Annotated in this window: 11 protein-coding genes and 1 pseudogene; 7 read left to right on the forward strand and 5 right to left on the reverse strand. The window is 57.8% G+C overall.

What is annotated here, in order from left to right:
• A pseudogene (locus H1Y01_RS16890) lies at positions 1-398 on the reverse strand (adenosine deaminase); the annotation flags it as partial.
• Between the two features lie 14 nt (positions 399-412).
• Here H1Y01_RS16890 and glgB point away from each other — a divergent pair.
• Positions 413-2,608, forward strand: a complete 2,196-nt coding sequence (gene glgB / locus H1Y01_RS16895; protein ID WP_180541678.1) for a 1,4-alpha-glucan branching protein GlgB — start codon at positions 413-415, stop codon at positions 2,606-2,608.
• A gap of 232 nt (positions 2,609-2,840) precedes the next feature.
• Here the strand turns inward: glgB and H1Y01_RS16900 are convergent, their stop codons facing one another.
• The 3 genes from H1Y01_RS16900 to H1Y01_RS16910 are packed head-to-tail and all read right to left on the reverse strand — an operon-like array spanning position 2,841 to position 5,137.
• A complete protein-coding gene (locus H1Y01_RS16900) occupies positions 2,841-4,388 on the reverse strand; it encodes a hypothetical protein (protein ID WP_180541679.1) in 1,548 nt (515 codons plus the stop codon).
• A 37-nt stretch (positions 4,389-4,425) separates the two neighbouring features.
• Positions 4,426-4,869: a cold shock domain-containing protein gene (locus H1Y01_RS16905; RefSeq protein WP_219341644.1), complete on the reverse strand. Its 444-nt coding sequence runs from the start codon at positions 4,867-4,869 to the stop codon at positions 4,426-4,428.
• Positions 4,870-4,906: 37 nt separating this feature from the next.
• On the reverse strand, positions 4,907-5,137 hold the full coding sequence (locus H1Y01_RS16910) for a hypothetical protein (protein ID WP_180541680.1): 231 nt from the start codon (positions 5,135-5,137) through the stop codon (positions 4,907-4,909).
• Between the two features lie 236 nt (positions 5,138-5,373).
• Here H1Y01_RS16910 and H1Y01_RS16915 point away from each other — a divergent pair, with 236 nt between their 5' ends.
• The 5 genes from H1Y01_RS16915 to H1Y01_RS16935 are packed head-to-tail and all read left to right on the forward strand — an operon-like array spanning position 5,374 to position 11,788.
• Complete coding sequence (locus tag H1Y01_RS16915) at positions 5,374-7,095, forward strand: VWA domain-containing protein (protein ID WP_180541681.1); 1,722 nt, start codon at positions 5,374-5,376, stop codon at positions 7,093-7,095.
• Positions 7,096-7,103: 8 nt separating this feature from the next.
• Positions 7,104-8,759 (forward strand): VWA domain-containing protein, encoded by a 1,656-nt coding sequence (locus tag H1Y01_RS16920; RefSeq protein ID WP_180541682.1) that lies wholly within the window; start codon positions 7,104-7,106, stop codon positions 8,757-8,759.
• Between the two features lie 13 nt (positions 8,760-8,772).
• Entirely contained in the window at positions 8,773-10,971 is a 2,199-nt protein-coding gene (locus H1Y01_RS16925) for a VWA domain-containing protein (RefSeq protein WP_180541683.1), read from the forward strand.
• Positions 10,972-10,979: 8 nt separating this feature from the next.
• Positions 10,980-11,216: a hypothetical protein gene (locus H1Y01_RS16930; RefSeq protein ID WP_180541684.1), complete on the forward strand. Its 237-nt coding sequence runs from the start codon at positions 10,980-10,982 to the stop codon at positions 11,214-11,216.
• Positions 11,213-11,788: a hypothetical protein gene (locus H1Y01_RS16935; RefSeq protein ID WP_180541685.1), complete on the forward strand. Its 576-nt coding sequence runs from the start codon at positions 11,213-11,215 to the stop codon at positions 11,786-11,788. The genes H1Y01_RS16930 and H1Y01_RS16935 overlap by 4 nt, the downstream gene beginning before the upstream one ends.
• A 31-nt stretch (positions 11,789-11,819) precedes the next feature.
• Here the strand turns inward: H1Y01_RS16935 and H1Y01_RS16940 are convergent, their stop codons facing one another.
• Complete coding sequence (locus H1Y01_RS16940) at positions 11,820-11,990, reverse strand: type II toxin-antitoxin system HicB family antitoxin (protein WP_180541686.1); 171 nt, start codon at positions 11,988-11,990, stop codon at positions 11,820-11,822.
• 48 nt (positions 11,991-12,038) lie between these two features.
• On the opposite strand from H1Y01_RS16940, the gene H1Y01_RS16945 reads away from it, so the two are divergent.
• Positions 12,039-12,257, forward strand: a 219-nt coding sequence (locus tag H1Y01_RS16945) for a hypothetical protein (RefSeq protein WP_180541687.1), incomplete at its 3' end; no start/stop codon positions are given.

The raw sequence follows: 12,257 nt of genomic DNA on the forward strand, positions 1-12,257 counted from the left end.
ACGACGTCCTTATCGACGAAGTCCGCGGCGGTCTCGGCCACGCGCATCGCGGGTCCGGCGCCGAACTGGCGCACCGCATCGAAGCACCACTTCACGGTCACTTCGGGGCAGCCGCAGGAAACGCTATGGATCGCTTCGTAAACGCGGTGCAGATCTTGTCCCTTCCAGAGAACGACTCCAGCCGAGAGCGTGACTTCCGCGTAATCGATGGCCTGGTCGACGAAACGGTTCAGGAGTTCAGCGGTGATCCGCGCGTAGTCGTCAGGGCTTTGCAGCCGCTCGGCTATGGACTTGAATGTTCGAATGAATGAGGGAAAGTCGCCGGGTTTGATACGCTCGAGCCCGAGCGCCGCCGGGTCCACCGACCCCTCCAAGTGAACATGAAGCTCGGCAGCCATATAATGAGGTTCGCATGACGGATGCCGATATCGAAGCTATAGTCCTGGGACGCCACGGCGATGCATTTGGTGTGCTTGGTCCGCACCAGATCGAGACAACGGCCGGCAAGAAAACGGACCTGGCGCACTGGGAGGTGCGGGCGTTTCTGCCGGGCGCCGAGGCAGCCGCGGTGCTTACGGGCGACGATCGGATTCCCATGTCGAACCCCGTTCGCCACGAGTTTTTCGTCGCGCCCTTAGATGCCGCGCCGGGCGATTACCGGATCGCGTATCGGACCGCTTCGGGGGAGGAGATCGAGATCGAAGATCCCTATCGCTTTCCGCCGCTGCTGACCAGCTTCGACTTACATCTTCACGGCGAGGGCAATAACTTCGAGAGCTGGCGCATGTTAGGCGCGCACCTCATGACCGTCGAGGGAATTCCAGGCTATCGGTTTTCCGTGTGGGCGCCCAATGCCGCGGTTGTGAGTCTCGTCGGCGACTTCACGAACTGGGACGTTCGAAGGTATCCCATGCGGCTGCGCGAGGGCGGGGTGTGGGAAATCTTCATTCCCCAAATTAGACCTGGAGCGCGCTATAAGTTCAACATCCGGTCGCGGATCACGCAGCATGAACAGTTAAAGGCCGATCCTTACGCGTTCGCGACCGAAGTTCCTCCCGCGACAGCTTCCGTTACCGCGGACCTGAGCGGCTATAAGTGGGGCGATGACGCGTGGATGGAAGCCCGCGCGGGTTTCGAGTGGCAGAAGCAGCCGATGTCTATCTACGAAGTGCATCTGGAAAGCTGGATGCACAATGAAGACGGCCGTCTGCTTACTTACCTGGAGCTAGCCGATCGGTTAGTCGAGTATGCGCAGCGCATGGGCTTTACTCATCTCGAACTGCTGCCCATTATGGAGTATCCGTACAGCGGCTCGTGGGGCTATCAGGTTACCGGGTACTATGCCCCAACTTCGCGCTTCGGTTCGCCGCAGGAGTTCCGGCAATTCGTGGATGCGTGCCATCGACGTAACATCGGCATCATCGTGGATTGGGTTCCCGGGCATTTCCCGCGCGACGCGCACGGATTGCGGCTGTTCGACGGAACCGCGCTCTACGAACATGCCGATCCGCGCAAAGGCGAGCAGCCGGATTGGGGCACGCTGGTCTTCAACTACGGGCGGAACGAAGTACGCGGGTTCCTGATTGCGAACGCGCTGTTCTGGCTTCGCGAGTATCATATCGACGGCCTGCGCGTGGATGCGGTGGCATCGATGTTGTATCTGGATTACTCGCGCAAGGCGGGTGAGTGGATACCCAATCAATACGGCGGCAATCATAATCTGGAAGCGATCGCGTTTCTGAAGCGGTTCAACGAACTGGCGCATGAGGTTCCGGGGGCGATGACGATTGCCGAGGAATCGACCTCCTTTGCCGGCGTTTCGAAGCCGGTTTATCTCAACGGGCTGGGCTTCACCATGAAGTGGAACATGGGTTGGATGCACGATATGTTGCATTACTTCAAGGAAGATCCGATCCATCGCAAGTACAACCATAACGATATTACCTTCAGCCTGCTCTATGCGTTCAGCGAAAACTTTGTGCTGCCGATTTCACACGACGAGGTGGTTCACGGCAAAGGTTCGCTGATTGGGAAGATGCCGGGGGATGAGTGGCGTAAGTTCGCGAATGTGCGGGCGTTTCTCGGTTACATGTTCACGCATCCCGGTAAGAAGCTACTGTTCATGGGCTGTGAGTTAGGCCAATACGAAGAGTGGGATTACAAGGGGAGTCTGCGTTGGAGTTTGCTGCAGTATCCGCTGCATAACGGGCTGCACACGATGGTGCGGGAGTTAAATGCGTTCTATCGCGCGGAGCGGGCGCTGTATGAAGTGGAGTTTCACTATGCGGGTTTCGAATGGGTGGATTTCCGGGACGTGGAGAACTCGATTATTTCGTTCTTGCGTCGGGCCGAGGATTCGAGGGACTTCCTATTGATCGTTTGTAACTTCACGCCGATCGTGCGGTACGACTATGAGATCGGCGTGCCGGAGAATGCGCATTATCAGGAAGTGTTTAACACGGATTCGGAGCGGTTCGGCGGGAGTAATGTGCTGAACGATAAAGGCTCGCGGGCGATCGAGGGGAACCGGCATGGGCGACCTTACCATATCAAGATTGTGTTGCCGCCGCTTGGGGTTTCGGTGTTTCGGGCTATAAGGGATAGCTAGACTCGATTGGTTGAACCCTGGCTAGCGGCAATTTGGACAAGGCTAAAGGGGTGAGGCCGGTATAAGAACCGCCAGTTCCTATTAACTACCCGCGGCTTCCATTGGATCAGCGAGTTCCCCTTCAATCGGTGAACCGACTCCCGGTCGCGGCTCCCTCGAAAATGACCCCCAACTTTTACCGTTCCAACCGGAAACCCTCCCTTTCGGTCGGGCTCGGAGTGGGGCTGAACGGTCACGTTCGCGTGTGCGGGACAAGGTGATCGTAATAGCCGATATTAAACAGAAAGATCTCCTTGAAACGGTTCCAGCTCCAAAGGTTCCCGCTAATTACCGTGTGAAGGTGGTTATAGTACTCGTGGAGCTTCGGATCGGCGATGGTATTCACGCCTGTATCCACCGTCTCCTCATAACCCGCCGGTAACTGGCGAACGTAATGCCCCACGCGCCAACGGCCCATCGGGATCGGCAGCCGGGCTAGAAACGCGTCGGCCAGAGCCCCGGGGTCGATCACGTGAAACTTCGGGCCGATCGTGTATCCGTAATAGCCGATGTTCAGCATCACTACCGTCTTCACGCCCGCCGCCTTGGCGCGCTCGGCTAACACCGAGAATCCGCAGATCGGCCACAACAGATCGCGCTTGTAATGCATGAGTCCCGAACACACCGAGTAGTAAGAACGCTCGTCGGCGATCCCCGCGTCGTCCAGCGGATGCGCGGTAACATCCCAGTTCGCTGAAGTTATCGTCGGATAAGGCACCCATAGTCCCAGTGCGGCGATTACCGCCACAGTCGCGGCGCCCACGCCCCAGTCCGGTCTCCAGTACCGCGCAATCAAAGCAACCGAGAAAAATAGAGAAGCGCCAAAGAAGCGGGCCGACATGAAGTCGCCGCCAACCCTCACGATATAGATCAGGTTCAGAATCACTCCGGCGGCCAGCGCCCATTCACGCGCACGGTAAGCGATCGCCAGGCCAAGACAGATGATGAACAAGGTGCAGGTGTCGAATCGCAGCGCGTTGACGTAGTATAGGATTCCCTGAAAAATCAAGTCGCGCGTCGGGATGCCGGTGTTGAGTTTGGCGTACGCGGTATTCGGAAACAGGAATCCGTAGTAGAACAGAGAGAATAGCAACCACGCAAGAAAAGGAGTCCATCCAAGAAGCGCTCTCTTCCACACGCGCCGCCCGGCCCGGAAGTAAACCAATCCGAGCGAAGGTAGAAAGAATAGAACGGTATCTTGACGATTGGTTGCGGCCAGCGCGGCGATCAGAGTAAGAATGAACGGATCCCGCCTGCGCCAGTAGAAGTAAAGGTAAGTCGCAATGGCCAGCTGCGTGGCCGGGTTCTCAAGCCCGGAGACGGAAAAGTCGACGAACGCTTTCGAGAAGATCAGCGCGACGGCAGCCGTAATCACGCCGATCTCGCCGGCGCCTCGAGTGATCAGTAGAAACGCCGCCACCGTCATCACCAGAGATACCAGGATCACCGATAAGTAGACGTTCCCCGAGAGCCAGGTAAAGAAGGTGACGATGAAGAGGAAGAGCGGATCGGTATAACTCTGCACGCGATCGTCGACATTCCATCGCAGGCCATAACCATGCAGGAAATTGTCGATCACGCGAAACGGGATATAGGCGTCTTCCGCGACCCAGGCGGTTCGAAGCAGCAGAATCGTCAGCAGACTTAACGCGATAAGGCAGACCGCCCCGGAGGTGCTGACGCGGTTGAAGGTCTCGGATCGGGTGGCGCTGGGCACCGCCGCCGGCGCGAAGATTTGCACCCAACGAGTTTACGACAAGAACGCGGAAAAGTGTGAGCTACGAAACCGCCGGAGCAACTGGAGCGGCAGGCGCGGGCGGAGCCAGCTTAACCATACTCGCGGCCATTTTACCCGTCCGGTCCATCCCCAGTTCGTAAGCTACGCGCGTTCCGGGCGTCAAATCCGTAGCCTGAGCTTCCACTACTCGCGAGATATGAAAGAAGATATCGCGGCCGCCGTTTTCGGGGCGCAGAAAACCAAAACCCTTCTCCTCGAAGTAAGTGATGATCGCCCCGAACTGCTCGGCGGGCTCTTCGGAAGCATCCGAGCCGGACGCGCCGCCGGCTGACTGCGGACGGGAGGTTTTGTCGCCGACGCCCTGCTTGATGAGGGCCAAATCGGCTTCAGTGAACTCGGAGGGCGCCTTCTTCTCCGCCGGCATCTTGAGGTCGGGGTTCTTCTTCCGAGCCTCTTCAAACAAACGTTTCTGACTCGCGTTCAAAAATGATTCCTTTTTATTACCCTAAGCCTGACAGACCCTAGGCCGTCGTCGCGACGGGAACCTTCGGCTTCCGGGCGCGGCTGGCTCGCTTTTCGGCCGGCGGCTGCCGGTCGCTCTTGCGCAGAGCACCCATCGCCATCGATGTGACAAATTTCTTGGTGCCGTGATCGTCGAATTTAATCTCGATCCGGTCATCATTATGCGATTCGACCGTACCGAATCCGAATTTGTTGTGCTCAACTTGAGCGCCTTTTGTGTAGTTTGCCATTTAGGTGTCAGTCTCCTGACCCGTGCCGTCCTTCAGAGCAAGCGCAGGAAACTGGAGGGTGTCGCAAAAAAGAGACACCACGGTTAGAAGCTGCGGGAATGATGCACGGGGGAACGTACAAAAAGAGTATAGCAGATCACTTCTCGGCGCGCCAATGGGGTGCTGTCGCCCTTTACTTTCAACAGCTTAGAGGAAAATGGCGCGAAAACACCCAAAAGGCACTAGAATAGAGGCGTTTGCCGACCCGTAGCGTACGATATCTTCGAGTTCTCATTGGGGTGGCTTGGTGCGCCGGACTCGCGTGGGGCCAGGACACCGCGGAAGTCAGCACGAAAGAGACCGCCGCCACGTTCTCGGCCCACGTCAACATCGTCACTGTCCCGGTTGTCGTTCGCGACCGCAATTCGAACCCGGTCAGTACGTTGAAGAAGGAAGATTTCCTGGTCTTCGACAACGGCAAACCGCAGGCGATTGGCCGCTTCACGGTGGAAAAGAACGGCGTGAGTGCTCGCGCGCCCAACCCCCCGGCTGTCACTCCGCCTCCCGACGGCGCGATTCCAGGAGAGGCCGCCGAGAAAGCTCCCGCGATCCCCGACCGCTTCCTGGCGTTCATCTTCGACGACCTGCACTTGGAATTCGCGGATCTGGCGCAAGCGCGTAAGGCCGTGCTGCCCTACCTCGATCCGAAAAACGCCGGCGCGAATACGCGGATCGCCTTGTTCACGACCTCCGGCCAGAACATCGTCGATTTCACCAATGACCTCGACAAACTCCGCGACGACCTGAACCGGATCATCCCGCGACATCGCGAGTTCGGTTCGAGAGGAGCGAACTGTCCCCCGTACATCAGCGCCTATGTCGCTGACCAGATCCTCAACAAGAACAACCAATCCGCCATACAGGCGATCATTACCGAAGAGTACGCCTGCCTCGGGGGACCGCCGCCGGCCATCCAGCCGCAACAGATCGAGGCGGAAGCCCAGCAAGTACTTAGTTCCTCGGAGATGGAAACGCACACGACGCTCGGGGTTCTAAGGAATATCGTTCGGCGCATGTCCGGCATGCCGGGACAGCGGATCGCCGTGCTGGTGTCTCCCGGTTATCTGATAACAACCGGCTTCGAAACCGAGTTGACCGAGGTCATCAACCTGGCCGTGCGGCAAAACGTAGTGGTGAACACGCTGGATGCCCGCGGACTCTATACAGACGCGACGTTGGATGCGAGCCGGGCCACTTATCTAAGTTCGGTCGCTAACACTATGCAAGCTTTCGACCGCGACGATCAGCTCATTACCGGCGAAGTATTGGGCGAAATTGCGGACGGCACCGGAGGTACCTGGTTTCACAACAATAATGATCTCGGCGAAGGCTTTCGAAGGACCACCGAGGCGCCGGAAGTCTACTATGTGATCGCCTATTCTCCCGGCGATCTGAAGAACGACGGTAAATTCCATAAGATCAAGGTCGCGCTGAAAGACGGCAAAGGCTTTACCATACAGGCTCGCCGCGGCTATTACGCGCCCACCAAGAAGACCGACGAGGCCGATCAAGCTAAGGAAGATATAGAAAGTGCCCTGTTTTCGCGGGACGAGATACACACCATCCCGGTCAGCGTGCATACTCAGTTCTTTAAAACGACAGACACTGCCGCCAAGCTCGCGGTGATCACTCATATTGACCTGGCGCATCTCCGTTTACGAAAGTCCGAAGGACGGAATTCGGACGACTTAGTGGTCGTCTCGGCGTTGTTCGACAGCAACGGCAATTTCGTGACGGCGAATCAGGAAACCCTCCAACTCCGATTGAAGGACGAGCACTTAGAAGCCCGCCTGAAATCCGGCGTGACATTAAAAAGCGACTTTGATGTGAAACCGGGTGCTTACCTGGTCCGTCTGGTGGTACGCGATACGGAGGGGCAAGAGATTGCCTCGACGAACGGGTCGGTCGAGATTCCTTAGGAGTTGATGTGGCGTTGTCGCGCGGACTTACTCTACTCGGGGCGACTTTACTGGCGATGACCGCGCTGGGGGAGAAGCCTGCTGAAACGACTACGTTCTCCGCGCGCGTCAACACCGTACCTGTGCCGGTGGTCGTTCGCGATCGGAATGCGAACGCGATCGGCACACTTACGAAAGAGAACTTCGAGGTTTTCGACAACGGAAAGCGGCAGACGATCAAAGGCTTTTCAATAGAAAGAACCTCTTCCTCGGACGCCGGGGCTCCGGCCGAGCGCGCGCATAACCTAAGCGCCGGCGGCTTAGTATTTCCCGACCGCTTTGTTGCCTTTATCTTTGACGATCTTCATCTTGAGTTCGGCGACCTCGCACAGGCGCGCAACGCCGTCTTGCCTTACTTCAGTTCGGAAAAAGACCCAACCTCGCGGTTTGCGTTATTCACCACATCAGGCCTGGGCGATGTCGATTTCACCAACGACATGGCGAAGCTTCGGGACAGCCTGAATAAGGTCGTTCCACGCGAGCATCAAACCGGTTCGCGCTCAAGCTCCTGCCCGCCCTATCTCAGCCCGTATGTCGCCGATCAGATTGTAAATAGAAATAATCCCGATGCGATCTCGGCGATATTGGCGGAAGAATCGAAGTGCTTCCCGGGCGCCAGGGTAAGTCCCGAAATTGTGCTGGGATATGCGCGTCAATCCCTGACTTTGAGCGAGACGGATACACGCACTGCGATTGGAGTGTTACGCGGCATCGTGCGGCGCATGTCCATCCTGCCCGGACAGCGTGAGGCGGTACTCGTTTCGCCGGGATTCCTAAGTACCAGCTTCACGTCCGAAGTAACGGAGATTGTCAGCAAAGCGGCTCGGGAGAACGTGGTCATCAACGCAATCGACGCGCGGGGACTCCAGGCCGATCCGATGTTCGACGCAAGCCGGCCAAGCTATTCGCCGTCCCTTGCGTTGGTGATGAGCGGTCTGGATCGCGACGCCCAGAAGGCGTCAGGAGACGTATTGGCCGAGATTGCGGAGGGCACGGGCGGCTCGTGGTTCCATGATCGCAACGATCTGGGAGAGGGATTCCGCAGGGCGGCGCTGGCCCCCGACGTTCATTATGTTCTTACCTACTCTCCTGTCGATCTCAAGAACGACGGTAAGTTTCACAAGATCAAAGTCACGCTCAAAGATGCGAAAAGTTACACCGTCCTGGCGCGCCGTGGCTATTTTGCGCCGGCTCGCCCGACTGACGAGGCAATTCGCATAAAGCAAGACATCGACGACGCCGTGTTTTCGCGAGATGAAGCACTCACGATTCCGATGACTCTAAAGACCGAGTTCTCTAACCCGGTGAACACAAATGTAAAGCTCGCCGTGATTGCTCATATCGATGTCGCACCCTTACGCTTCCGCAAGGCGGAGGGGTTAAATTCAGATGACGTCGTGATAGTATCAGCCCTATTCGATACGAACGGCAATTACGTGAATTCGAATCAGAAAACGCTGCAGTTGCGGGTTAAGGACGAGCATTTAGGCGAACGCCTGAAAGCCGGAGTCACGGTGCAGACGGATTACGATGTAAAGCCGGGCGCCTATCTGGTCCGTCTGGTGGTTCGAGATACCGAAGGAGAGGAGATTGCTTCTACCAACGGTTCGGTTGAGATTCCATAGGAGACAAGAAGTAATGCGACTTGCAATTCCAATTTGTGGAGCGCTGCTGCCGCTCCTTGCGCTTACGGCCGCCGCGCAACAGCCACAGGCTCCGGCGGCGGTAGATACGGGCGCGGTTTTCAAATCGGAAACCAACCTTGTCCTGGTGGATACCGTTGTTACCGATAAGAAGGGCAACTATATCCGCGACCTGAAGCAGAAAGACTTCAAGGTCTATGAGGACGGCAAGGAGCAGGAGGTCAAGAGCTTCAGCTTCCAGGCCGATCCGGCGTCTCCGTGGAATCACCAGAAGCACTACATGGTCCTGTTTTTCGATAACTCCACTGCGGACTTCGGTCAACAGTCTTATGCCCGCAAGGCCGCGGCAGCGTTCATCGATTCCAACGCGGGTCCGAACCGCTATATCGCGATCATCAACTACGGCGGGTCGATCTCCGTGAGTCAGAACTTCACGGATGATGTCGACCGGCTGAAGAAAGTAGTCAGCGGGATCAAGTTTTCCTCCGTCGACCCGAATGACCCGAGCATGCCCAGTCTTACCGGCGCGGTTGGCGGGTTCGCTTCGCGCGACCTGTTTCTAGCCCTGCGTACCACGGCGAAAAACCTGGCCGGCGTGGATGGACGTAAAATTCTGGTGCTTCTGACGGCCGGGTTCCCGGTCACGCGCGAACTGATGGATGAACTATCGGCCACCATCGACGCCTGCAATAAGGCGAATGTGGCGATCTATCCCGTCGACGTGCGCGGATTGGTTGCGGGCAGGTTACTTTACGGCCGCGACTTGCTCCTGGCGAGCGCGGACCGCACGCTGGCCGCGTCATTCGCGGCACTGGCTGCGCCGCTCGCGTTTCAGCGCGGCGGACTCGGCGGCGGTGGAGGCAGTGTAGGCGGAGGCGGCGGCGGGCGCGGTGGAACGGTCGGCGGCGGTGGAAGAACGGGTGGCGGTACCGGCTCCGGAACAGGAAGCGGACGCGGTGGGACTGGCGGCACAAGCGGCGGCAGGGGAGGTTCCACCGGAACCTATAACTCCGCGAACATGCCAAGTAATCTGAATCCGCAAAGCCTGATTCCGAAGTTCCCGCCTAGCGCCTCCACGAACCAGGAGCTCATGTACGAACTGGCTAGCGGAACCGGGGGTTTCGTCATTGCCAATACAAACGACTTACTGGGCGGCATGGAGAAGATCGGCAAGGAGCAAAGCGAGTTTTACTTGCTTGGTTATACGCCGGCGGAATCTAAGGAAGGAAGCTGCCATACCCTGAAAGTAAAGGTGGATCGCGGCGGGACCGAGGCGCGTTTCCGCAGCGGTTACTGCAACGTAAAAGCAGTCGACTACTTATCGGGTAAACCCGAGGAGAAGGACCTGGAAGCGCGAGCCAACAGCGCAACCGCGGGCAGTGTTCAGGCTGCATTACAGGCGCCCTTCTTCTACGACGCCCCCAACGTCGCGCGCGTAAACGTGGCGATGGATATCCCCGGAAGCGCGATTTCCTTTCAGAAGGAGAAGGGCAAGTTCCACTCGGATTTGAATGTCCTCGGCCTGGCGGTGAAACCGGACGGGACGGTTGCCGCGAAGTTCAGCGACACCATGCACTTTGACCAGGACAATAAGAAGGAAGTCGAGGCCTTTGCCGAAAAGCCGCTGCACTACGATAATCAGTTTGATATCGCCCCGGGACAGTACACGTTAAAGGTCGTCTTCACCGCCGGCGGGAAAGAGTACGGCAAACTTGAGACCCCTTTGAATATCGACGCCTATGATGGCAAACAGTTTGTGCTGGGCGGAATTGCGCTGAGTAAGGATGCCCATCCGCTGGCGCAGGATACAACCCAGGGCGCCGAATTAGTGGAAGATAAGGTTCCACTGGTTACGGGCAACATACAAGTGACTCCATCCGGATCGAGTCATTTCCTTAAGACCGATCCCGCGGTGATCTTTACTCAAATCTACGCGCCGGTTCTGAAGGAGGAGAAGCCGCCGGGGATCGGCCTCCAGTTAAGGGTGCTGAACGCCAAGACCGGCGACGTCAAGCAGGATACCGGGTTTATCAATATGTCCACACACATCAAGGCGGGCGATCCCGTGGTACCGGTCGGTCTTCGCCTGCTGGTATCGGATTATGGACCGGGTCAATACCGCGCTGAGTTAAAGGCAATGGACACGGCCGGTCACGTGACCGGAACGCGCAGCATCAACTTTTCGGTCGAGTAGAGTGGCTTATGGCGCTGAGCGACACGTCGGATAGAGCGCGCGAAGTGTATTTCCGGCGATTACGCGAGATGACACCCTCCGAGCGCCTCAATCTCGGCGTCGCGTTTTGGGAAGCGGGCCATGAGCTGCAAAGGGCCGTGGCGCGGCGCGACTATCCGGATGCCGATGAAGACGAGATTACGTTTCAGATCGCCGTGAGGCGATTTGGACCTGAACTCGCGCGCAAGGCTTACCGAAGGACGTGATTGCCGCCGCAGATGCGTTTGAACCGCTGCGCTCCGCGCTTGAACGAGCGGGAATCCGCTTCGCGGTGGGCGGCTCATGGGCCAGCGCCGCGTTTGGCGAACCCCGATTCACTAACGCCGTGGATATTCTGGTTGAATTCACGGCGCACAACCTAGAGCTCTTTCTCAGCGAGTTGCCGGAAACCTTCTACACCGATGCCTGGGAGGCGCGCGAGGCCCTTCGGCGCGGAAGACCGTTCAATGTAATCTACATGCCGGCGCCTTTCAAGTTCGATTTCTTTCCGGCGGACGCATTCCTGCTCGGAGCACAGGAGTTGGATCGGGCCATCGTTCTGGATAGCGGGCTTTCGAATCGCCCGGCGCCGTTTGTCACCCCAGAAGACATTCTGCTATCCAAACTGCACTGGTACAAGGCGGGCGGTGAAGTGTCCGAGGTACAGTGGCGCGACATAGAAGGCATTGTTCGTGCGCGCGGAACGCGTCTGGATCGCACCTATCTAGGACGAGGCGCCGCAGATCTGGGCGTAAGCGATCTGCTGAAACGGGCACTGCCGGATATTCAAAACTCCTAGCGCGAGCCGATTGCCACCTGCCCGTGTAGCCTCACCGTCCGTGCGTGGCAATCGGCGGCTCGAAGTGCAATTCGATCGCTTCGCGCAGATTCGAGAGAGCCTCGTCTTCAGTTGCACCCTGGCTCGCCACATCGACGTCCAGACACTGCGAAACGAACCAATCGCCTTCCCGCCGGACTGTTGCCGAAAACGCTCGCTTCATCAATACGATCGTAGCTCTTTCCCGACCTCGCGGGATAATCAGTAGTCGATGAGAGGCAAGCATTGGCTCGCGTATCTGGTCGCATCAGCGGCGTTCCTCAGCGCGGCGAGCACGGCCTGGCACGCCGCCAAGCTGGCTCCCTTCACGGTCTACTCCGACGGCGATCCCAAGGCCGCCAAACTCTTCGTCGCCGAACTGGAGCAGCTGCGGTTTTCGCTCGGTGAATTGCTCGGCATCAAAGGTCTCACAATTCGTCCCGGGCTGGAA

Origin of the sequence: Nevskia soli (genome assembly GCF_903970205.1) — a bacterium.
Lineage (GTDB): Bacteria > Acidobacteriota > Terriglobia > Bryobacterales > Bryobacteraceae > Bog-113.